The sequence below is a fragment of the Kitasatospora sp. NPDC059973 genome (genome assembly GCF_042737525.1).
In the GTDB taxonomy this organism is placed as follows: Bacteria; Actinomycetota; Actinomycetes; order Streptomycetales; family Streptomycetaceae; genus Kitasatospora.
In genome coordinates, this window is record NZ_JBHWUI010000072.1 from 19373 (window position 1) to 41030 (window position 21658).

Annotated in this window: 16 protein-coding genes; 6 read left to right on the forward strand and 10 right to left on the reverse strand. The window is 75.9% G+C overall.

Annotation, left to right across the window (positions count from 1 at the left end):
- Positions 1–29: 29 nt before the first annotated feature.
- Both ACFWA9_RS20630 and ACFWA9_RS20635 read left to right on the forward strand, forming a co-directional pair.
- A complete protein-coding gene (locus tag ACFWA9_RS20630) occupies positions 30–653 on the forward strand; it encodes a GNAT family N-acetyltransferase (RefSeq protein WP_380388726.1) in 624 nt (207 codons plus the stop codon).
- Entirely contained in the window at positions 650–1591 is a 942-nt protein-coding gene (locus ACFWA9_RS20635) for an aminoglycoside phosphotransferase family protein (RefSeq protein WP_380388728.1), read from the forward strand. Before ACFWA9_RS20630 ends, ACFWA9_RS20635 begins: the two co-directional genes overlap by 4 nt.
- A gap of 102 nt (positions 1592–1693) precedes the next feature.
- On the opposite strand, the gene ACFWA9_RS20640 is transcribed toward ACFWA9_RS20635, so the two are convergent.
- From ACFWA9_RS20640 to ACFWA9_RS20650, 3 genes are all read right to left on the reverse strand, one after another.
- Positions 1694–2224: a hypothetical protein gene (locus tag ACFWA9_RS20640; RefSeq protein ID WP_380388730.1), complete on the reverse strand. Its 531-nt coding sequence runs from the start codon at positions 2222–2224 to the stop codon at positions 1694–1696.
- 92 nt (positions 2225–2316) lie between these two features.
- Positions 2317–2493, reverse strand: a complete 177-nt coding sequence (locus tag ACFWA9_RS20645; protein ID WP_380388732.1) for a hypothetical protein — start codon at positions 2491–2493, stop codon at positions 2317–2319.
- Between the two features lie 442 nt (positions 2494–2935).
- Positions 2936–4150, reverse strand: a complete 1215-nt coding sequence (locus ACFWA9_RS20650) for an 8-amino-7-oxononanoate synthase (RefSeq protein WP_380388733.1) — start codon at positions 4148–4150, stop codon at positions 2936–2938.
- A 317-nt stretch (positions 4151–4467) separates the two neighbouring features.
- On the opposite strand from ACFWA9_RS20650, the gene ACFWA9_RS20655 reads away from it, so the two are divergent.
- Positions 4468–6960 carry a DEAD/DEAH box helicase gene (locus tag ACFWA9_RS20655; protein ID WP_380388750.1) on the forward strand — a complete coding sequence of 831 codons (2493 nt, stop codon included), beginning with the start codon at positions 4468–4470 and terminating at the stop codon, positions 6958–6960.
- Positions 6961–7007: 47 nt separating this feature from the next.
- On the opposite strand, the gene ACFWA9_RS20660 is transcribed toward ACFWA9_RS20655, so the two are convergent.
- The gene (locus ACFWA9_RS20660; protein ID WP_380388735.1) at positions 7008–7835 is read right to left on the reverse strand and encodes a hypothetical protein; all 828 of its coding nucleotides are present in this window, start codon (positions 7833–7835) and stop codon (positions 7008–7010) included.
- 215 nt (positions 7836–8050) lie between these two features.
- Between ACFWA9_RS20660 and bioB the strand changes: the two genes are divergently transcribed.
- Genes bioB through bioD form a run of 3 tightly spaced genes read left to right on the forward strand, consistent with a single transcriptional unit; the run spans position 8051 to position 11432 of the window.
- Complete coding sequence (gene bioB, locus ACFWA9_RS20665) at positions 8051–9343, forward strand: biotin synthase BioB (protein ID WP_380388736.1); 1293 nt, start codon at positions 8051–8053, stop codon at positions 9341–9343.
- 23 nt (positions 9344–9366) lie between these two features.
- Positions 9367–10668, forward strand: a complete 1302-nt coding sequence (locus ACFWA9_RS20670) for an adenosylmethionine--8-amino-7-oxononanoate transaminase (protein ID WP_380388738.1) — start codon at positions 9367–9369, stop codon at positions 10666–10668.
- Positions 10665–11432 (forward strand): dethiobiotin synthase, encoded by a 768-nt coding sequence (gene bioD, locus ACFWA9_RS20675; RefSeq protein WP_380388740.1) that lies wholly within the window; start codon positions 10665–10667, stop codon positions 11430–11432. Before ACFWA9_RS20670 ends, bioD begins: the two co-directional genes overlap by 4 nt.
- 133 nt (positions 11433–11565) lie before the next feature.
- On the opposite strand, the gene ACFWA9_RS20680 is transcribed toward bioD, so the two are convergent.
- The 6 genes from ACFWA9_RS20680 to ACFWA9_RS20705 form a co-directional block, all read right to left on the reverse strand.
- Complete coding sequence (locus ACFWA9_RS20680) at positions 11566–12690, reverse strand: NAD(P)-dependent alcohol dehydrogenase (protein WP_380388742.1); 1125 nt, start codon at positions 12688–12690, stop codon at positions 11566–11568.
- Between the two features lie 31 nt (positions 12691–12721).
- Positions 12722–13663, reverse strand: coding sequence for an SDR family NAD(P)-dependent oxidoreductase (locus ACFWA9_RS20685; RefSeq protein ID WP_380388744.1), 942 nt, complete (start codon positions 13661–13663; stop codon positions 12722–12724).
- 9 nt (positions 13664–13672) lie between these two features.
- Entirely contained in the window at positions 13673–14074 is a 402-nt protein-coding gene (locus tag ACFWA9_RS20690; protein ID WP_329486217.1) for a hypothetical protein, read from the reverse strand.
- Between the two features lie 124 nt (positions 14075–14198).
- On the reverse strand, positions 14199–14585 hold the full coding sequence (locus ACFWA9_RS20695; protein ID WP_352294862.1) for a nuclear transport factor 2 family protein: 387 nt from the start codon (positions 14583–14585) through the stop codon (positions 14199–14201).
- Between the two features lie 148 nt (positions 14586–14733).
- The gene (locus ACFWA9_RS20700; protein WP_380388746.1) at positions 14734–15972 is read right to left on the reverse strand and encodes a cytochrome P450; all 1239 of its coding nucleotides are present in this window, start codon (positions 15970–15972) and stop codon (positions 14734–14736) included.
- On the reverse strand, positions 15969–21658 hold a 5690-nt coding region (locus ACFWA9_RS20705), incomplete at its 5' end, for a type I polyketide synthase (protein ID WP_380388748.1). The genes ACFWA9_RS20705 and ACFWA9_RS20700, both read right to left, overlap by 4 nt.

The following is a 21658-nucleotide window of genomic DNA, read 5'->3' on the forward strand; positions in this document are numbered from 1 at the left end:
GGGTGGGCGGGCGAGGGCTGCGGGAGATCATGGCCGACGCGGCGGGCGGACTGTTCCCGCCGCCGGACGGCTCGGTGACGGTGGTGCCGCAGCCGTCGGCGCGCGAGGCCGGGGTGCTGGCGTTCTCCGCGCACGCCATGGTGTTCACCGACGAGGACCCGGCCTGGGTGCGGGCCGCGCTGGCCGCCGTGCCGAGCGACCCGCTGGCCGCACCGCTCTGCCCGCCCTTCCTGACCGCGCTCGCCGAGCGGACCGGCCGGGTGGCCGGCGCCATCGACCTGCTGACCGTGGCCGGCCGGCTGCCCGGTGCTCCCCCGCTGCCGCTGGCCGAGGTCCGGGACCGCGCGCACCCCCGGGTGGTGCGCGCGCTGCGCTACCGCGAGGACGTCCGGGTCCTCACGGTCGACGGCGGGGTCCTGGTGCTCGGGCGCGGGGTGGCCGGACGGTGGGAGTGCGCGATCGAGGTGGACCCACAGGCGCGCGGCCGGGGCCTGGGGCGCGCGCTGGCGGCGAGCGCCCGGCATCTGCTCCCGGAGGGCGAGTGGATCTGGTCGCAGCAGGCGCCGGGCAACGCCACCAGCGTGCGGGCGTTCCAGGCGGCCGGCTACCGCCCGGTGGGCGCGGAGGCGCTGCTGGTGGTGGGGCGGCCGTGAACGGGGGCGAGGTGGTTCCGGGCGAGGCGGTCCCGGGCGGGGCGGTTCCGGGCGAGGTGGTCCCGGGCGGGGCGGTTCCGGGTGACCTGGTGACGGTGCCGGCCGAGGTCCGGGACCGGCTGACGGTCCGTTTCGGGCCGGCGGCCGAGGCGTGGTGCGCGGCCCTCCCGGCGGTGGTCGAGGAGCTGGCCCGGCGCTGGGGCCTGGAGCTGCGCGCGGCCGGCGGCGGCGGGACGTCCCGGGTGTTCCGCTGCGAGCGCGGTGACGGCGCCGCGGTCTGGCTGAAGCTGACGCCCGATCCCGAGGTGGCCGCGCAGGAGGCGGTGGCCCTGCGGGCCTGGTCGGGGCTGCCGTCCGTGGTGCGGCTCCTGGCGACGGACACGGCGGCGAACGCCCTGCTGCTGGCGGACGTGGAGCCCGGGGCGCCGCTGCGGCAGCGGGCCTGGCGGCCGGCGGAGGTGGCGCCGCTGCTCGGCGCCCTGCGCTCGGTGCCGGTGGACGGGCTGGCCCTGCGGCCGCTGGGCGACCGGGTGGAGTTCCTCTTCGACCTCACCGAACGGCGCGCGCCCGGCGCGGTGCCGCCCGGGGCGCGTGCCTTCGCCCGGGAGCTGGCGGCCGGCGGGCCGCTCGCGCTCGTCCACGGGGACCTGCACCCGGCCAACGTCCTGGACGGCCCGGCCGGACCGGTCGCGATCGACCCGCGCCCGTCCCTCGGGGACCCGGACTTCGACCTGGTGGACTGGGTGCTCGACAGCGTCACCGACCGGCCCGCCCTGGACCGGGCGATCGCCGACCTGAGCGCCCGCGTCCCCGGGGCCGATCCGGCCCGCGTCCTGGCCTGGTGCCGCGCCCTCGCGGTGATCGTCGCCGCCCCCCGCGCGGCAGCGGGCCGGCACGACCCGGAGACGGCGTTCCTGCTGGAGCTGGCGGGGTTCTGAGGCCCCGGCGCAGCACCGGACGGCGCCGGGGTCCTGAGGCCACCCTGTCCGCGCAGGAAGTCGGCGGGGCCGACTTCCTGCGCGAGTGCCGAGGGCGGGACCTCAGCCCGCGGCGAGGCCGCCCAGGAGGAAGGCGAAGGCGCCGGTGAGGAGGGCGCCGGTCGTGATCGCCAGGGCGGTGACCAGCCACTTCCAGGGGATCAGCGACTTCAGCAGCCGGGCTGCCAGGCAGGCGCCGAGGGTGATCGCCGCGAGGGCGAATAGGAAGAGGCTCAGCCACTTGAACAGCCCGGCCGTGCCCGCCAGGCGGCACTCGCCGTCCTCGCAGGAGACCCGGACGCGGTGGTGGGTGTCGACCTTCCAGTCGATCCGGGCGTACTCGTTCGGCAGGCCGCCGCCGTCGGGGTAGAAGGTGCCCCGGCAGTCGCCGGTCTCGGTCGGGACGGCCTCGGCGGAGTCGGTCCGCAGGCACCGGTCCGCCACCAGCACCCCGGGGGTGCCGGAGAGGCCGGTCGCGTACCCGAGCCCCTCCCCGGCCGTCAACGCGCCCCAGCCGCCCACCCCGAGCAGCGCCAGCACGGCGGCGGCGATCGTCAGCGCCTTCACCAGTGCCCGCCGAATGTCCGGATCCATCGCCACCCCTGTTCCGTCGCCCCCGGTTGCAGGGACGCACCGACCGGCCGCCCGGTTCGGCTCCGTAGGCCGGCGGTCGGGAAGGGCAGCGGTCAGGAGTGCTCCGCGGCCTCGCCGGAGACGAGGAGGCAGCGGAAGGCGAGCGGGAGCGCGCCGCCGGTGACCCGGGGCAGCCCGACGAACAGCCGCTCCCAGGAGTCCGGGCCACTGAAGCCGACGACGAGCAGGAAGGCCGCCAACGGCACGGCGGCCAGTCCGAACAGGCTCATCGCCGGCCAGCGCCACCGGCTTCCCCCCGCTCGCGCGGCAGACGCCGTCCTCGAACCGGACGGGCCTGACGGCCAGGTGGCCGACGTCCTCCTGGAACGTGCAGGAGGAGACGGGTGCGCCGTGCGCGGGCTTGAACGTCCCCGGGCAGTTCTCGGGTGGGCCCTCGTGCCACGGTGCGCAGAGTCCGCGAATGTACCGGCCGGGCTCGCCGGACCACCCGGCGGCCGGGGCCGCGTGCGCTGCGGTGCGGCTCGGCACCAGCGGGGCCGACGCCGCACGGCGCGGCGGCCGCCGTCAGGACGAACACCCTGCCGAGGAACGGTCGCATCCGCCGCCCCCGCCGTGGCTCCCCCGCAATTCGCTCCGCCCCCCGGCGGAGCGCACTGCCCCCGGGAGGGGACGCGGACCGACCGGTGCGTGGTTGCGGGGGGGCGGGTGCGGTCAGGCGGAGTGCGCGCCGGCCGGGGCGAGGGAGGCGATGATCCGGACCGCGTCGGCGATCTGGCCGTCCGTGAGGTCCCCCCGGGCGGTGAGGCGCAGCCGGGAGACGCCGTCCGGGACGGACGGCGGACGGAAGCAGCCGACCGCGAGACCGGCCCGGCGGCAGTCGGCGGCCCAGGCCACGGCGGCCTCCGGGCCGGGGGCGCGGACCGAGACGACCGCCGCGTCCGGGGTGGAGACCCGCAGGCCGGCGGCGGTGAGCCGGGCGGCGAGGGTGCGGGCTACCTCGCGGGCCCGCTCGGCGCGGTGCGGCTCGGCCCGCAGCAGGCGCAGGGCGCCGAGGGCGGCGCCGGCGGCGGCCGGGGCCAGGCCGGTGTCGAAGATGAAGGTGCGCGCCGTCTCGGTGAGGTGGCGGATCACCCGGCGCGGGCCGAGCACCGCGCCGCCCTGCGAGCCGAGCGACTTGGACAGCGTGACGGTGGCGACGGTGTCGGGCTCGCCGGCCAGGCCCGCGGCGGCCAGCGCCCCGGCGCCGCCGGGGCCGAGCACGCCCAGGCCGTGCGCGTCGTCCACCAGCAGGGCGGCGCCGTGGGCGCGGGCGGCGGCGGAGAGTCCGGGCAGCGGGGCGGCGTTGCCGTCGACGGAGAAGACCGAGTCGGTGACCACCAGCGCCCGCCGGTGGGCGCGTTCGGCGAGCGCGGCCCGGACGGCGTCCGGGTCGCTGTGCGGGGCGCGGTGGACGTCGCCGCGGGCGAGCCGGCAGCCGTCGATCAGCGAGGCGTGGTTGTAGGCGTCGGAGACGATCAGGGTGTCCGGGTCGGTGAGCGCGGTCAGCGCGGCCAGGTTCGCGGTGTAGCCGGAGGAGAACACCAGGGCCGCCTCCACCCCGCAGAACTCGGCCAGCTCGCCCTCCAGTTCGGTGTGCAGGGCGGTGGTTCCGGTGACCAGCCGGGAGCCGGTGGCGCCGCCGCCCCAGCGCAGCGCCGCGTCGGCGGCGGCCCGGGTGACGGCGGGGTGCCGGGTCAGCCCGAGGTAGTCGTTGCCCGCGAGGTCGAGCACCGGGTCCTCGGCCGGGCGGCTGCGCAGCGTCCGGGTGAGGCCCGCCCGGGCCCGCAGCTCGGCCGTCTCGTCGAGCCAGTCGAAGACGGCGGCGGGGGCGGGAACGGCGTCCGCCGGAGTGCGGACGGGCGGTTCGGACGCGGTGCGGTGGGCCATGCCCGGCACTCTGGCACGGCGGGCGCGACCCGGGCAATGTGCGAAGCGGCACACGCCCGGGCGGCCGTTCCGACGCCGTCTCCCGGCGGATCGAGGTCAGTGGGGGCCTCGGGCTGCCGGCGCCGTCGGAGCGGAAGCGGGCCCGGGCGTTCGTCGACCTCGCGCACCGGGGCGCCGGGGAGGCCGTCCGGCAGGAGGGGTGCGCCGGGGTGCGCCTCGCCGAGCGGGTGCCCGCGGCTCCGGGAGGAGCTGAGCCCCGGGCTTTGCCCGGGGTGTGCGCGAGCAGGCAAGATAGCCGGGTGACCCTCCTTGATCTGATGCCGAAGCCCGCTACCCCCGACGCGCTGTACGAGACGTTCGCCGCCTGGGCGGAGGAGCGCGGGATCACGCTGTACCCGGCGCAGGAGGAGGCCCTGATCGAGCTGGTGTCGGGGAACAACGTCATCCTCGCGACGCCGACCGGGTCGGGGAAGAGCCTGGTGGCGGCCGGTGCGCACTTCGCCGCGCTGGCGGAGGGCAAGCGGACCTTCTACACCGCGCCGATCAAGGCACTGGTCTCGGAGAAGTTCTTCGACCTCTGCAAGATGTTCGGCACCGAGCAGGTCGGCATGATGACCGGCGACGCGAGCGTCAACCCGACCGCGCCGATCATCTGCTGCACCGCCGAGGTACTGGCGCAGATCGCGCTGCGGGACGGCGCCCGGGCCGACGTCGGCCAGGTCGTCATGGACGAGTTCCACTTCTACGCGGAGCCGGACCGCGGCTGGGCCTGGCAGATCCCGATCCTGGAACTCCCGCAGGTGCAGTTCCTGCTGATGTCCGCGACGCTCGGCGACGTCCGCCGCTTCGAGGAGGACCTGACCCGCCGCACCGGCCGGCCGACCACCGTGGTCCGCTCGGCGACCCGGCCCGTCCCGCTGTTCTACGAGTACCGCCGCACCACCATGCACGACACCCTGGAGGAGCTGCTGAAGACCGGTCAGGCCCCGGTCTACGTCGTGCACTTCACCCAGAAGGAAGCCGTCGAGCGGGCGCAGTCGCTGATGAGCATCAACATGTGCTCGAAGGCGGAGAAGGACGCCATCGCCGCCCTCATCGGCAACTTCCGCTTCACCACCAAGTTCGGCCGCAACCTGTCCCGCTTCGTGCGGCACGGGATCGGCGTGCACCACGCGGGCATGCTGCCCAAGTACCGCCGGCTGGTCGAACGGCTCGCCCAGGCGGGGCTGTTGAAGGTCATCTGCGGCACCGACACGCTCGGCGTGGGTGTCAACGTGCCGATCCGCACGGTGCTGTTCACCGCGCTGTCCAAGTACGACGGCGTGCGCGTGCGGGTGCTGCGGGCCCGGGAGTTCCACCAGATCGCCGGACGGGCCGGGCGGGCCGGGTTCGACACCGTCGGTCAGGTCGTCGCGCAGGCGCCCGAGCACGTGATCGAGAACGACAAGGCCGTCGCCAAGGCGGGCGACGACCCGAAGAAGAAGCGCAAGATCGTCCGCAAGAAGGCGCCGGAGGGCTTCGTCGGGTGGTCCGAGGAGACCTTCGAGCGGCTGATCGCGGCCGACCCGGAGCAGCTGGTCTCCCGGTTCAAGGTGAGCCACGCGATGCTGCTGTCGGTGATCGGCCGGCCCGGCAACGCCTTCGAGGCGATGCGCAAGCTCCTCACCGACAACCACGAGGAGCGCGGTGCGCAGCGCCGGCACATCCGCACCACGATCGCCATCTACCGCTCGCTGCTGGAGGGCGGCGTGGTCGAGCGGCTCCCGGAGCCGGACGCGGAGGGCCGGATCGTCCGGCTGACCCTCGACCTCCAGGAGAACTTCGCCCTCAACCAGCCGCTCTCCACCTTCGCGCTGGCCGCCTTCGAGCTGCTCGACCCGGCCTCGCCCTCGTACGCGATGGACGTCGTCTCGGTGGTCGAGGCCACCCTCGACGACCCGCGCCAGATCCTCGCCTCGCAGCAGAACAAGGCCCGCGGCGAGGCCATCGGCGAGATGAAGCGCGACGGCATCGAGTACGAGGAGCGGATGGAGCGGCTCCAGGAGATCACCTACCCGAAGCCGCTGGAGGAGCTGCTCACCCACGCCTACGAGGTGTACCGGCGGGCGCACCCGTGGATCGGCGACCACGAGCTGCGGCCGAAGTCCGTGGTCCGCGACCTGTACGAGCGGGCGATGACCTTCTCGGACTACGTCGGCCACTACGACCTGGCGCGCACCGAGGGCATCGTGCTGCGCTACCTGGCCGGCGCCTTCAAGGCGCTGGAGCAGACCGTGCCCGACGACCTCAAGACCGACGACCTCAAGGACGTCATCGCCTGGCTCGGCGAGCTGGTCCGCCAGGTCGACTCCAGCCTGCTGGACGAGTGGGAGCAGCTGGCCAACCCGACCGATCCGCAGGCCCCCGAGGTCGCGCTGGACGACAAGCCGGCGCCGGTGACGGCCAACGCGCGGGCGTTCCGGGTGCTGGTGCGCAACGAGCTGTTCCGCCGGGTCGAGCTGGCCGCGCTGGAGAACTACCACGCCCTCGGCGAGCTGGACGGCGAGTACGGCTGGAACGCGGACCGCTGGGCGGAGGCGATGGACGGGTACTGGGACGAGCACGACGACCTCGGGACCGGGCCGAACGCGCGTGGCCCGAAGATGCTGCTGATCGAGGAGGAGGACTCCTCCTGGAAGGTCCGGCAGATCTTCGACGACCCGGCCGGTGACCACGACTGGGGCATCAGCGCCGAGGTCGACCTGTACGGCTCCGACGAGGAGGGCCGGGCGGTCCTGCGGGTCACCTCGGTGGACCGGCTCGACGGCTGACCACCCGACGGCGGCGGGGTCCACCACGGGTGGGCCCCGCCGCCGCGTCACATCCAGACGAAGGGCGCGCCCGCCGAGTAGGAGACCGCCCGGGTGGCCTCGTCGAGCGCCTGCTCGCCGCCGGCCGGGGCGGTGGACGGGGCGCCGACCGGGGTGGGCGGGCCGGAGGGGGCGGGCGGGGCGCCGTGCGGCTCGACGGGCCGCGAGCTGGTGACCGTCACGTACTGGCCGACCGCCGCGACGCGCTGCTCCGAGCCGGGCTTGGCGCTGCCGGCGGGCTGGGCGGGGGCGGTGGAGGCGTCCGGGAGGATGAAGGTGAGCGCGCCCGGCTTGGCCCGCAGGGTCTCGGCGGCCCTGGCGGCGGCGGCGTGGTCGGCGAAGCGCAGCAGGGTGACGCTGCTGAGCACCGGCTGGGCCTGGCCGGCGAAGCTGACGGCGAGGTAGGCCTGGCAGCCGCTGTCGCGCAGCAGGTCCTCGGCGCGGTCCTGGAGGGTCTCGGCGCAGCTCTCGCCCTGCCGGACACCGGAGCGCTTGCCCCGGTAGGCGCCGACCTCGATCACCCGCTGGGCGGGGAAGAGGGTGTCGACGTTGAGGCCCTCGGGGTCGGTCGCGGCGCGCGGCGGCGGACTGCCGACCACCCGCGGGGTGCTGGAGGCGTCCTTGCTGGCCGGGCCCAGTCCGGGTATCCAGTCGCCGGGCGCCGGGCGGGTGATGATCCAGCCGCCGGCCGCCACCACGCCGACCACCACGACCCAGCCCACGACGCGGCGGGCGCCGAATCTCCCGGGCGGCTGTCGATGGGCCTCGGCCGGCCGGGCGGCTCCGTGCTGTTCCTGGTCACCCGATGGCGGGGTCCGCTCCCCCTGCGTGGTCATGGCGCAGATTCTAAGCAGTGCGCGGGTGGTGGAGATCACGGGGGCGGGCCGTTGACGATCACCCGTACTACCGGTCGGTAACCCCGGCCCCCGGGGGACGTGACCTGCACCACTACCGTGAGCTGTGACACTGTGACAACTCGCACATCCTCCCGGAGATCTTCTGGTGGGTTCCCTCTGGCGTCGCCCGACGGCCAGCAGGCAGGATCAGCCTCATGGATCTGCTCGATACCCTCACCGCCAAGGGCCTGCGCGGGGAAATCCCCACCCGCGAGGAGGCCCTGGCCGTCCTCGCCACCACCGACGACGAGCTGCTGGACGTGGTCGCGGCCGCCGGGCGGGTGCGCCGGCAGTGGTTCGGCCGCCGGGTCAAGCTCAACTACCTGGTGAACCTCAAGAGCGGGCTCTGCCCGGAGGACTGCTCGTACTGTTCGCAGCGGCTGGGCTCCAAGGCCGAGATCCTCAAGTACACCTGGCTGAAGCCGGACCAGGCCGCCGAGGCGGCGAAGGCGGGCGTCGCCGGCGGCGCCAAGCGGGTCTGCCTGGTGGCCAGCGGCCGCGGCCCGACGGACCGTGACATCGACCGGGTGGCCGACACCATCTCGGCCATCAAGGACGCCGACCCGGCCGTCGAGATCTGCGCCTGCCTCGGCCTGCTCTCCGACAACCAGGCCGAGCGGCTGCGGGCGGCCGGCGCCGACGCGTACAACCACAACCTCAACACCTCCGAGGGCACCTACGGGGACATCACCACCACCCACACCTACGCGGACCGGGTGGACACCGTGCAGAAGGCGCACGGCGCGGGCCTGTCCGCCTGCTCCGGCCTGATCGCGGGCATGGGCGAGAGCGACGGCGACCTGGTCGACGTGGTCTTCGCGCTGCGCGAGCTGGGCTCGGACTCGGTGCCGGTCAACTTCCTCATCCCGTTCGAGGGCACCCCGCTGGCCAAGGAGTGGAACCTCACCCCGCAGCGCTGCCTGCGGATCCTGGCGATGGTCCGCTTCGTCTGCCCCGACGTCGAGGTGCGGATCGCGGGCGGGCGCGAGGTCCACCTGCGCTCGCTGCAGCCGCTGGGCCTGCACATCGCCAACTCGATCTTCCTGGGCGACTACCTGACCAGCGAGGGCCAGGCCGGCCAGGCCGACCTCGACATGATCAAGGACGCGGGCTTCGAGGTGGAGGGCGCCGGCGAGGCCACCCTGCCCCGGCACCGGGCCGACATCGCGGCCGCCGCCGAGGGCGGCGCGTGCGGGACGGGCGGCGGCTGCGGGCCGTGCGGCGGGCACGCCGCGCCGGCCGAACAGCCGACCGCGGAGCAGGCCGGGGGCTGCGGGCCCTGCGGCGGGCACGCCGCGCCGGCCGTCGAGGCGGACACCGCCGAGGCCACCGAGACCGCCGGGGCCGGGACGGCCGTCGCCGGGGCGAACACCGGCGACGGGCTGCGCAGCGACCTCGTCCGGGTCCGCCGGCGCGGTGCCGGTACCGAGCTGGCCCCCAACGCCTGACCGTCCGCAGGGAAAGACTCACCATGGCTCAGCTGACCACCGACACCCTCCTCGCCCTCGACCGGGCGCACGTCTGGCACCCGTACGGCCCGATGCCCGGCACCGCCACCCCCTACGTCGTCGAATCGGCGTCCGGGGTGCGGCTGCGGCTCGCCGAGCCCGTCGCGGGCCGCCGCGAGCTGGTCGACGGCATGTCGTCCTGGTGGGCGGCGATCCACGGCTACGGGCACCCCGTGCTGGACGAGGCGGTGCGCGACCAGCTGGGCCGGATGAGCCACGTGATGTTCGGCGGGCTCACCCACGAGCCCGCCGTACGGCTCGCCGCCCGGCTGGTCGAGATCACCCCGGAACCGCTGCGGCACGTCTTCCTGGGCGACTCCGGCTCGGTGGCGGTCGAGGTGGCGATGAAGATGTGCCTGCAGTACTGGCAGTCCGTCGGGCGGCCGGAGAAGCGGCGGCTGCTCACCTGGCGCGGCGGCTACCACGGGGACACCTTCCACCCGATGTCGGTCTGCGACCCGCAGGGCGGCATGCACCACCTCTGGGGCGGGGTGCTGCCCGACCAGCTCTTCGCACCCCAGCCGCCGGCCGGCTTCGACGCCCCGCCGGACGCCGGGTACGCGGCGCGGTTCGAGTCGCTGATGGAGCGGCACGCGGGCGAACTGGCCGCCGTGATCGTCGAGCCGGTCGTGCAGGGCGCGGGCGGGATGCGGTTCCACTCGCCGGCCTACCTGCGGATGCTGCGCGAACTCTGCGACCGGCACGGGGTGCTGCTCGTCTTCGACGAGATCGCCACCGGGTTCGGCCGCAGCGGCGCGCTGTTCGCGGCCGACCACGCCGGCGTCTCGCCGGACGTCATGTGCCTGGGCAAGGCGATGACCGGCGGCTACCTGACCATGGCGGCCACGCTCTGCACCGCCGAGGTCGCGGACGGGATCAGCCGGGGCGAGATGCCGGTGCTGGCGCACGGGCCGACGTTCATGGGCAACCCGCTGGCCGCGGCCGTCGCCAACGCCTCGATCGACCTGCTGCTGGGCCAGGACTGGCAGGTCGAGGTGAAGCGGATCGAGGGCGGCCTGCGGGACGGCCTGGCGGACGCCGCCGAGCTGCCCGGGGTCCGGGACGTACGGGTGCAGGGGGCCATCGGGGTGGTGCAGCTCGACCACCCGGTGGACGTGGCGGCGGCGACCGAGGCCGCCGCCCGGGAGGGCGTCTGGCTGCGGCCGTTCCGCGACCTCCTCTACACGATGCCGCCGTACGTGACGCAGGACGAGGACGTGGCGCGGATCGCCGCGGCCGTGACGGCGGCGGCGGTGGCCGGATGAGCGCGCGGATCCTGTTCGTCACGGGGACCAACACCGAGGTCGGCAAGACCGTCGCCACCGCCGCCGTCGCCTCGGCGGCGCTGCGGGGCGGCGCGCGGGTCGCGGTGCTGAAGCCCGGCCAGACCGGTCTGGCCGCCGGCGAGCCGGGCGACGTGGACGACGTCCGCCGCCTCGCCGCCGGCCCGGCCGCGGGCGCGCCGGCCGGTCGGCTGACCACGCGTGAGCTGGCCCGGTACCCGGAGCCGCTGGCCCCGAACACGGCGGCGCGGCGCGCCGGACTGCCCCCGGTATCGCCCGACGAGGTGGCGGCGGAGGTCGCGGCGCTGGCCGCGGCGCACGAGCTGGTACTGGTCGAGGGCGCCGGCGGACTGCTGGTGCACTACGACGACGAGGGCCGGACGCTGGCCGACCAGGCGCGCGCGGTGCGGCGGGCCGGTCTCGCGGCCGAGGTGCTGCTGGTGGCCTCGGCGGGGCTGGGCACGCTCAACATCGTCGCGCTCACGGCGGAGGCCCTGCGGGCGCGCGAGCTGCCGCTGGCCGGCGTCGTCGTCGGCTCCTGGCCGCAGCGCCCCGGGCTCGCCGAGCGCTGCAACCTCGCCGACCTGCCCCGGTCGGCGGACGCTCCGCTGCTCGGCGCCCTCCCGGCGCACGCGGGCGGCGCGCCGGACTTCGCCGCGCTGGCCGCCGCCTCGCTGGCGCCCGAGCTGGGCGGCGACTGGGACGCCGCGGCCTTCGCCCGGACGCACCGGCCCTACGCGCTGTAGGTCGCGCGGGAGGCGCGGGAGGCGCGGGTGCCCGCCCGGGCCCGTAGGGGCGGGCGGGCACCCGGCGGGCACCGGGCGGGCACCGGGCTCAGGCGGGCGCCGGGCGGCACCGGGATCCGGACCCGCACCGGGCTCAGGCGGGCGCCGGGCCGTGCAGCAGTACCGGTTTGACGGCAGCTCCGGCGACCGAGTCCGCGACCGCGCGGTTGATGTCGGCCAGCGGGTACGACCGGACGAGCCGGTCCAGCGGGAACCGGCCCGCCAGGAAGAAGTCCAGCAGCTGCGGGATCAGCAGCTGCGGGACGCTGTCGCCCTGGAGGATGCCCTTCACCGTGCGGCCGAGCAGCTGGACCAGCCCGACCGAGAGGTCCTGCCCGGTGCCCGCCGACCCGACGATGCCGGCCGTTCCGCCGACCGCCAGCGACTCCACGGCGGCCCGGGCGGTGCGCGGCAGGCCCACCGCGTCGAGCGCGAAGTCGACACCGCCCCGGCTGAGCCGGACCACGGCGGCCGCCACGCCGTCCTGGGCGCCGTCGAGCACGTCGGTGGCACCGAGTTCGAGCGCGAGGTCCAGCCGGGCGCGGTTCAGGTCGACGGCGATGATCCGTGAGCAGCCGGCGATCCTGGCCGCCATCACCGCCGCCAGCCCCACCGGCCCGGCGCCGAACACCACGAGACTGCTCCCGGGCGGTGCCGCGAACACCCCGAGCACCGCGCCCGCGCCGGTCTGCAGCCCGCAGCCCAGCGGGCCGAGCAGTTCGAGCGGGGCGTCCTCACGGACCTTCACGACACTGCGCCGGTGGGCGACGACGTGGTCCCCGAAGGAGGACTGGCCGAAGAAGTGCCCGTTGATCTCGGCGCCGTCCGCGTCCCGGTAGGCGGTCGAGCCGTCCGCCCGCCGGCCGCGCAGGTTGAGCGGCAGGAACGACGCGCAGTGCATCGGGTGGCCGGTGAGGCAGGGACGGCAGGAGCCGCAGCTCATCGGCGCCAGCACCACCGGGTCGCCGGGGGCGACCGAGGTCACCCCCGCGCCGACGGCCGCGACCACACCGCTGCCCTCGTGCCCGAGGACGGCGGGCAGGCCCGGCGGGAGGATCTGGTCCAGCGCCAGCAGGTCGGTGTGGCACAGGCCGGTGGCGACGAGCCGGACCAGCACCTCGTCGGCCCGGGGCGGCTCCAGCAGGACGTCCTCGACCGTGAACGGCCCGCCCTTGCCTCGGGCGACGGCGGCCTTGATGGACAGCATTCGGGTCCTCATCTCATGACGGTGGGCAGGGGCCGGCCCCGGGTCACCGACCCGGGGCCGGCGGGGCGGCGGGGGCGGCCGCCGGGTCGCCGGGGCGGGCGCCGGGCGGGTCGCCCGGAGCGTCGTGGCCGCCGTCGCCGTGCGGATCGGCGGTGGTGCTGGTCACCCGGCCGTCGGCGAAGCGCAGCCGGCCCTCCCCGGCGACGACCAGGTCGGCGAACTCGAAGCGGGTGATGCCGGTGTCCGCCGCGACGACCCACGCCTGTCCGGTGCGCCCGTCCCGCACGGCGACGGCCATCGCGTCCACCACGAGGTCCGGGGCGGCCACCGCCACCCCGGCGGCCCGCCAGGCGGCGAGGCGCCCGGCGATCAGCGGCGTCTCGACCGCGCCCGGGCAGAGCACGTTGAGGGTGACGCCGTCGCCCGCGAGGGCCGGCGCCAGCGACCGGACCAGCCCCACCACGGCGTGCTTGGAGGCGGCGTAGAACACGTCGGGCGAGGGACGCAGCCCGGTGGTACTGGCGGTGACCGTGATCGAGCCCCCGCCACGGGCCCGCAGCGCCGGGAGCGCGGCCTGCACCCCGTAGACCACCGAGTCGACGTTGACCGCGAGCAGCCGCCGGTAGGCCTCGGGATCGAACCCGTCGCCGATCGCGCTCCCGGCCAGGACACCGGAGTTGAGCCAGACGGCGTCCAGGCCGCCGAACCGGTCGACCGCGGCCCGCACCAGCCGCTCGTTGTCGGCCAGTTCGGCGGTGTCCGCCCGGACGAACAGGGCGCCGGTCTCCCGGGCGACCGCCTCGCCGCGGGCCCGGTCGATGTCGGCCAGCACGACGTGACCGCCCTGGGCGGTGAACCGCCGGGCGGCGGCGGAACCGATTCCGCCGCCCCCACCGGTGATCAGTACGACCTTGCCCGCGAAGCCCGCGAGGTCCGCGGACCTCGCGGGGCCCGCGGAACCGGCCGTGTCCGGAGTCGTGTCCATGCGTCCGGGTCAGGAGAGCAGGGTCGAGAAGAAGACCAGCTTGGCCTCGGCGACCTTGCCGGGGTCAACCGGGCGCCACTGGCGGACCCCGGTGCGCCCGGCGTAGCTGCCGCTCACGCCGACCACCGGGCAGTAGAGCCACTCACCGGAGACCAGGTTGCTGAACCGCGCCCAGGCCTCGACGTGCACGTCGCCGTCGGCGAGCGCGATCTTCTCGGTGATGCAGGTCATCAGCTCGTCGTCGCTCTCGCGGCGCGTGACGATCTTGTAGAAGCCGTCGACCGTACCGATCGCGGCACCCGACGGGTCGCGCAGCTCCGCCACGTAGGTGCCGCTCTGTCCGACCTTCGGGTCCTCGAAGTCGATGTCGTTGGCGAAGGTGACCAGGTGCTCACTGAGGTTCTCGAACATTGTCCATCGTTCCTTCGGTAGGGGTGCCGGGTGCTCCCGGCGGTCATGACGGGTGGGGTCGGGTGCCCTGGGACGGTCGGGTACCGGGGTGGTCGGGTACCGGGGATGTCGGGTACCGGGGATGTCAGGCCTTGCGGAACACGTCCTTGACGAGGATCAGGCCGTCCTTGAGCGTGAAGAGGTCCACGCCCCGGTCCAGCACCCGGCCGGTGGCGTCGCGCAGGGTGAACTCGATGATCTGGCGGTCCCCCACGACCACGGCCGGCTCGAAGACCAGGGCGATCCCCTGGTCGCCGAACTCCTCGCGCTTCTTGACCAGGTCCACCAGGTAGTCCCGGATCTCGTCGCGCCGGTAGGTGGTGCCGGGCTCGGGCCCCTCGGCCACGCTCCAGACGCCGTCCTCGGCGAAGCAGGCGACCGCCTCGTCGAAGGCGTCCCGGGCGCACGCGTCGAAGAAGGCCGCGACCTTGCCCTCGCCCACCGCCGTGCCGGCTACCGCGTTGTCGGTCATCGTGATCTCGTCTCTCTCGGGTCGGAATGTGTCGATCGGGATGTGTCGGTCGGAATCTGTTGGTCGGGATGTGTCGGTCGGGATGTGTCGGGCACGCTCGGTCGTACGGAACGGGCCGGGCGGGCCGGGTGGGCCGGGCGGGTGCCGGTCAGGACAGCAGGACGGGCAGGCTCTCCAGCCCGCGGAACTGGAGGCTGTGCCGCCAGACCAGCCGGTCGGCCGGCACCGCGAGCTCCCAGCGGGGGAAGCGGCTCAGCAGGCGACCGAACAGCACCTCGCCCTCCAGCCGGGCCAGCGGGGCGCCGATGCAGTGGTGGATGCCGTGGCCGAAGGACAAGTGCTGGTTCCTGGTGCGGCCCACGTCCAGCCGGTGGGGGTCCGCGAAGACCGCCGGGTCCCGGTTGGCGGCGCAGAGCGAGACGAAGACGATCTCGTCCGCCGGGATGGTCACCTCGCCCACCTGGACCGGCTTGGTGGTCCAGCGGATGGTGGCGAGGTTCAAGGGGCTCTCGTAGCGCAGGAATTCCTCGACCGCACCGGCCAGCAGGGTGGGGTCGGCCCGGAGCCGGCCCAGCTGGTCGGGGTGCTGGATCAGCGCCAGCACGCCACTGCTGATCATGTTCGCGGTCGTCTCGTAGCCCGCGTTCATCAGCAGGAACAGGCTGGAGATCAGTTCGCCGCCGTCCAGCCGGTTGCCGTCGTCCTCGGCGTCGATGAGCGCGCTCACCAGGTCGTCGGCGGGCTCCTTGCGCTTGGCCTCGACCACCGCCGCCAAGTGGCCGTACGCCAGCCCGACCGCCTCCCGCTTCTCGGCGGCGGTGGACCGGACGCTGGTGAGCACGCCGTTCCAGCGGCGCAGATCGGCGAAGTCGGACACCGGCACGCCCAGCAGGGCGCCGATCACGTAGATCGGGAAGGCCAGGGCGATCTGCTCGACCAGGTCGAACTCCGCGCCCGGCACGACGTCCTCGACCAGATCGTCGGCCAACTCCTCGATCCACGGCCGCATCTGCTCGACCCGGCGCATGGTGAAGGCCTTGGAGACGATCCGCCGCAGCCGGGTGTGGTCCGGGGGGTCGCTGAAGAGCATGCTGCGCGGGTTGCTGCCCGCCGAGCCGTCGGGGTGCAGGGCGTGCCGCTCGATGATCCGGGGCAGGCCGAGCGCGTCCTTGGACAGCGACTGGTCGGCCAGCAGCGCCCGGACGTCCTCGTGCCGGGTCACCACCCAGGCGTTGACCTCCGAGGCGAGCGTCTTCACCACGTGCCGGCCGACCGGCGCCTCGGTGCGCAGGACGTCGTAGGAGGGATAGGGGTTCTGCATGAACGTCGGACCGAACACGGTGTCGGCCTCCGGGGCCGGTGCGGGCGGGGTGGATTCGGTGGTCATCGCGGTGCTTCTTCCTCCGGTACCGATCCGGACAGCCACGACTCGACGGCACGGCCGGTCGAGGGTCCGGAGTCTCCGATGATGGTCAGGTGATCTGCCGGCACGTCGACCGTCGTGTGCCGGGTGGGCCAGGACGCCGCGGGGACCGGTCGGTCGGCCGCGGTGCCGGGGAGGGACTCGGTCGCCCGGACGAGCAGGGTCGGGCTCGCCACCGGCGCCGGCCGCCAGTCGCGGAACAGGTCGAAGTGACGGCCCATCGCGCTCAGTCCGGCGTCCGTGGTCGCCTCCACCAGCTCCGCGCGGTCCGCCAGGGCGGTGAACAGCGTCGACTCCAGGGCGGTGAGACCCGGGCTGCCCGGCAGGTGACTGTCGAGCAGGACCACGGCGGCCGGGGCCGCTCCCTCCTGCGCCAGCGCTCCGGCCACGGCGTGCGCGACCCAGCCGCCCGACGAGTAGCCCACCAGGACCACGGGCCGGTCGCCGTGCTCCGCGCGGACGGCGGCCGCCTGGCGGCCGACGAACTCCGCCAGGGTGCGGGGCAGTGCCTCACCGGCCGCGTACCCGGACGGCGCGAGCACGGTCAGGCCCCGGCGGCCCCGGAACGCGGTCGCGAACCGGGCGTACTGGTAGGCGTGCGCGGGTGCCACCAGCGAGGGGAAGCAGACCAGGGGTGGTCCGGCCGGTCCCTCGGCGAAGCGGGCGCTCCGCGGTGCGGGCGGCGCCGACGCCGGGGTGTCCGGTCCGTCCGGGCGGTCCGGGCGGTCCGGGCCGTCCGGTTCGTCGCGCAGGTGGGCGGCGGCGGCGAGCAGGCGCAGCCCCTGGCCGGCCCGGCCGGCCAGGCTGGCCTGCCGGAACAGCGCCACCAGCGGGGTCTCGGACCCGTTCGGGGCCGGAGCCTGAGCCTGAGCCTGAGTCGGAGCCTGAGGGGGAGTCGGAGTCGGGTCCACCGGGGGCGCGTCGACGATCCGCTCGGTCAGCAGGGCGGCCAGCGCCGCGCCCGTCGGGCACTCGACGATCGCCGACGGGGCCAGCCGGACCCCGGTAGCCTCGTGCAGCCGGGTGCGCAGCTCCGCCGCGCCCAGGGAGTTGAGCCCGAGTTCGGTGAAGGTGTCGGCCGGCCCGGCGGGCGCGTCCGGATCGCCGAGCACGGCGGCGACCTGATCCAGCACCACCTCGGTCAGCAGCGCCGTCCGGGACGCGGGCGGCGCCTCGCGGAGCCGTCGGCGCAGCGTCTCGCTCCCGGTCTCGGCTTCCTCCGGCTTCGCCCCCGGCCGCACATACGTGTGCGGACTCGTGTGCGGGCTGCCGGCCGGCTCCTGTCCGGTGAAGGCCTCCCGGCCGGTGCCGTTCCCGGCCCCGGGCCGGCCGGTCACGGCGGTGGAGCGGGTCGCGGACAGCCAGTGGCCGCGGCCCTGGAACGGGTAGACCGGCAGGTCCACCCGGCGGCCACCGCCCGGGGCGGTCAGGTCCACCGGCAGTCCCCGTACGTGGAGGCGGGCGAACGCGGCCGTCAGCGCGGCGCGGTCCGGGCGGTCGGCCCGCAGCAGCGGGACGGCCGCGGCGGCCCCGGGATCGGTGAGGCAGTCCTGGACCATCGCGGTGAGCACGGCGTCCGGCCCGAGTTCGACGAAGGTGCGCACCCCGCGCCCTTCCAGCGTCCGGACGCCGTCGGCGAACCGGACCGGCTCCCGCACGTGCCGCACCCAGTAGTCGGCGCCGGCCACCTCGGCCGGACCGACCACCGCACCGGTCAGGTTGGAGACCAGCGGGATCACCGGCGGGTGGTAGGCGATCCGCTCGGCCTCGGCGCGGAACGCGGCCAGCATGCCCGCCATGTGCGGGGAGTGGAAGGCGTGGCTGACCCGCAGCCGCTTGGTCCGCCGGCCCCTGGCGGCCAGCACGGCGGCGACCTCCCGGACGGCGTCCTCGTCGCCGGAGAGCACGGTGGCGGCGGGGCCGTTGACCGCGGCCACCGAGAGCCGGTCGGCACGCTCGGCGACGAGCTCCGCCACCTCGTCCGGCCCGGCCTCGACGGCCGTCATCGCGCCGCCGGGCGGCAGCTCCTCCATCAGCCGCGCCCGGGCCGCGACCAGTGCGGTGGCGTCCGCGAGGTCGAACACACCGGCCACATGGGCGGCGGCGAGCTCCCCGATCGAGTGCCCGGCCACCACGTCCGGCACCAGGCCACGGCTCTCCACGAGCCGGAAGAGGGCGACCTCCAGCGCGAACAGCGCCGCCTGGGCGTGCCCGGTCCGGTCCAGCAGGGCGGCCCCGGTGGAGCCGGGGCCGGCCTGCAGCACGCCCCGGACGGAGTGGCCGAGCCGCTCTTCGAGCCCGTCGCAGGCCTCGTCGAACGCCGCCCGGAAGACCGGGAACGCCTCGTACAACTCCCTTCCCATTCCCGGGCGCTGGCTGCCCTGCCCGGTGAAGAGGAAGGCCACCGCGCCGTCCGCGGCCACCCGGCCGGTGATCACCCCGGGCACCTGGCGGTCCGCCGCGAGGGCGGCGAGGCCGGCGTCGAAGCCGGCCCGGTCCTCGGCGAGGACGACCGCCCGGTGGGTCAGCGCGGCCCGGCCGGTGGCGAGGGACCAGCCGAGGTCGGCGAGCGTCTGGTCGGGGTGGGTGCCGAGGTGGGCGCGGAGCGAGCGGGCCTGGGCGCGCAGCGCGTCCGCGCCCCGGGCGGACACCGGCAGCGCGAGGACGCCGGCGGCCGCTGCGGCGGTCCCGGTGGTGGCGACGGAGCCGGTCGCGAGGTCCGCCGCGGGGGCGGGGGCCGGCCCGGGCTCCGGCTCGGGGGCCTCCTCGATGATCGCGTGCGCGTTGGTGCCGCTGACCCCGAAGGAGGACACCCCGGCGCGGCGCGGCCGGTCGGTCCGTGGCCACGCCACCGGCTCGGTCACCAGTGACACCGCGCCGGACGACCAGTCCACGTGCGGGGACGGCGCGTCCACGTGCAGCGTCCGGGGCAGCACCCCGTGCCGCATCGCCAGCACCATCTTGATCAGCCCGGCGAGGCCGGCGGCGGCCTGGGTGTGCCCGATGTTCGACTTCACCGAGCCCAGGTACAGCGGCCGGTCGGCCGGGCGCTCCTGCCCGTAGGCGGCCAGCAGGGCCTGCGCCTCGATCGGGTCGCCCAGCCGGGTGCCGGTGCCGTGCGCCTCCACCGCGTCGACCTCGGCCGGCGTCAGACCGGCGTCGGCCAGCGCCTCGCCGATCACCCGCTGCTGGGCGGGCCCGTTCGGCGCGGTCAGGCCGTTGCTGGCGCCGTCCTGGTTCACCGCGCTGCCGCGCAGCACCGCGAGCACCGGGTGCCCGTTGCGGCGCGCGTCGGAGAGCCGCTCCAGCACCAGGACGCCCGCGCCCTCACCCCACCCGGTGCCGTCGGCCCCCGCGGCGAACGCCTTGCAGCGGCCGTCCTCGGCGAGTCCGCGCTGGCGGCTGAAGTCGACGAACACTCCGGGGCCGGACATCACCGTCGCCCCGCCGACCAGCGCCAGCGAGCACTCGCCCTGGCGCAGCGACCGGGCGGCGAGGTGCAGCGCCACCAGCGAGGACGAGCACGCGGTGTCCACGGTGAGCGCCGGACCGCGCAGGCCCAGGGTGTAGGCGAGCCGGCCGGAGAGCACGCTGGCCGCGTTGCCGGTGCCCAGGTAGCCGTCCAGGCCGTCCGGGATCTCCCGGACGAACGACAGGTAGTCCTGCCCGTTGGTGCCGATGAACACCCCGGTGCGGCTCTCCCGCAGACCGAGCGGGTCCAGGCCGGCGCGTTCCACCGCCCGCCAGGCGATCTCCAGCAGCAGCCGTTGCTGCGGGTCCATCGCCGCCGCCTCGCGCTCGCCGATCCCGAAGAACGCCGCGTCGAAGCGGTCGGGCCGGTCCAGGAAGGCGCCGTGGCGGGTGTAGCTGGTGCCGGACCGCTCCGGGTCCGGGTCGTACAGGGTGGCGAGGTCCCACCCGCGGTCGGTGGGGAACTCGGACACCGCGTCGCGCCCGGTGCGCAGCAGCTCCCAGAAGTCCTCCGGACCGGCGACGCCGCCGGGGAACCGGCAGTCCATCGAGACGATCGCGACGAGGTCCTCCGCGGGATCGGCACCGGCCGCGGACCGGTCGGCCCGCTGCTCGGTGTCGTCCCGCAGCCGGGTGCGCAGATGGGCGGCGAGCGCCTGCGGGTTCGGGTGGTCGAACGCGAGGGTCGGGGGCAGGGTGACGCCGAGGGCGGTGCCCAGCGCGTTGCGCAGTTCGACCGCGGTGAGCGAGTCCAGGCCGAGTTCCCGGAACGGCTTGTCGGCGACGACCGCCGTCGCGTCCCGGTGGCCCAGCACCCGGGCCGTGGTGGCCGCCACCAAGTCGCGCAGGGCCCGGTCGAGTTGGGCGGGAGGCAGGGCGGCGAGCCCGGTCGTGGCGCTGCCCGGGCCGGCCGTCGCGCCGCTCGGGGCGGACTCCGGCCGGGCTTCGGGCAGGTCGGCGAGCATCGGCGGCAGCGGCGCTCCCCCGGCGGCCAGCCGCGCCCAGCGGACGTCGGCGACCACGGTGGTGGCGGCGCCGGCGTCCACCGCCGTGCGCAGCGCCGCGAGGGCGGGCCCGGCCGCCATCGGCTCGACCGCGAGCCGGGCCAGCTTCTGCCGGGCGCCGTCGCCCGCCGCCATCCCCGCGCCGGCCCACGGCCCCCACGCGATCGAGGTGGCCGGCAGGCCGTCCCGCACCCGGCGCTCGGCCAGCGCGTCGAGGAACGCGTTGGCCGCCGCGTAGTTGCCCTGGCCGGCGCTGCCCAGCGTGCCGGCCACGGAGGAGAAGAGGACGAACGCCGACAGCTCGGTACCGAGGGTCAGTTCGTGCAGGTTCAGCGCGGCGGCGGCCTTCGCCCGGGCCACTTCGGCGAGCCGCCCGGGCGTCAGCGCGGTCAGCACGCCGTCGTCGAGCACCCCGGCGGCGTGCACCACGGCCGTGACCGGGGCCGGGAGCCCGGCCAGCAGGGCGGCGAGCGCGGCGCGGTCCGCCACGTCGCACGCCTCGATGCTCACCTCGGTGCCCAGCGCGGCCAGTTCGGCGGCCAGCTCCTCGGCGCCCGGTGCGTCGGCGCCCCGGCGGCCGGTGAGCACCAGGTGCCCGGCGCCCTCCCGGGCGAGCCAGCGGGCCACTTCGGCGCCCAGCGCGCCCGTGCCGCCGGTCACCAGGACGGTGCCGGACGGCCGCCAGCGCGGCGGCGTCGGGCCGGGCCGGGCGCGCACCAGCCGGCGGGCGAACACCGCGTCGCCGCGGATCGCGGCCTGGTCCTCGCCCGTCGCCCCGGTGAGGAGGCCGGCGAGCCGAGCGCCGGTCCGCCCGTCCGGCGCGGCCGGGAGGTCCACCAGGCCGCCCCAGGTCAGCGGCTGTTCCAGCCGGGCGACCTGGCCGAGCCCCCAGAGCGGGGCCTGGGCGTAGCCGCCGAGGCCGTCCTGCGGGGTCGCCGGGACGGCGTCCCTGGTCGCCGTCCAGAGCGGGACGTCGAGGCCGAGGTCGGTGACGGCCTGCTGGACCGCGAGGGCGCCGGCGAGGCCGCGGGTGATCTCGGGGTGGTCCGGCTCGGGCCGCTCGTCGACGCCCGCCAGGCAGAGCACGCCACGAAGGGCGGGGGCGGCGGCGGGGGCGGCGGGGGCGGCCGGGGCGGCGGGGGCGGCGGGGGCGGCCGGGGAGTCGGCCGCCCGGC

Coding starts and splice junctions, on each gene's coding strand:
- ACFWA9_RS20630 (WP_380388726.1), top strand. CDS start 30: ATGGCCGACGCGGCGGGCGGACTGTTCCCGCCGCCGGACGGCTCGGTG.
- ACFWA9_RS20645 (WP_380388732.1), bottom strand. CDS start 2,493: ATGAGCCTGTTCGGACTGGCCGCCGTGCCGTTGGCGGCCTTCCTGCTC.
- ACFWA9_RS20650 (WP_380388733.1), bottom strand. CDS start 4,150: ATGGCCCACCGCACCGCGTCCGAACCGCCCGTCCGCACTCCGGCGGAC.
- ACFWA9_RS20640 (WP_380388730.1), bottom strand. CDS start 2,224: ATGGATCCGGACATTCGGCGGGCACTGGTGAAGGCGCTGACGATCGCC.
- ACFWA9_RS20660 (WP_380388735.1), bottom strand. CDS start 7,835: ATGACCACGCAGGGGGAGCGGACCCCGCCATCGGGTGACCAGGAACAG.
- ACFWA9_RS20700 (WP_380388746.1), bottom strand. CDS start 15,972: ATGACCACCGAATCCACCCCGCCCGCACCGGCCCCGGAGGCCGACACC.
- bioD (WP_380388740.1), top strand. CDS start 10,665: ATGAGCGCGCGGATCCTGTTCGTCACGGGGACCAACACCGAGGTCGGC.
- ACFWA9_RS20655 (WP_380388750.1), top strand. CDS start 4,468: ATGCCGAAGCCCGCTACCCCCGACGCGCTGTACGAGACGTTCGCCGCC.
- ACFWA9_RS20680 (WP_380388742.1), bottom strand. CDS start 12,690: ATGAGGACCCGAATGCTGTCCATCAAGGCCGCCGTCGCCCGAGGCAAG.
- ACFWA9_RS20685 (WP_380388744.1), bottom strand. CDS start 13,663: ATGGACACGACTCCGGACACGGCCGGTTCCGCGGGCCCCGCGAGGTCC.
- ACFWA9_RS20670 (WP_380388738.1), top strand. CDS start 9,367: ATGGCTCAGCTGACCACCGACACCCTCCTCGCCCTCGACCGGGCGCAC.
- bioB (WP_380388736.1), top strand. CDS start 8,051: ATGGATCTGCTCGATACCCTCACCGCCAAGGGCCTGCGCGGGGAAATC.
- ACFWA9_RS20690 (WP_329486217.1), bottom strand. CDS start 14,074: ATGTTCGAGAACCTCAGTGAGCACCTGGTCACCTTCGCCAACGACATC.
- ACFWA9_RS20695 (WP_352294862.1), bottom strand. CDS start 14,585: ATGACCGACAACGCGGTAGCCGGCACGGCGGTGGGCGAGGGCAAGGTC.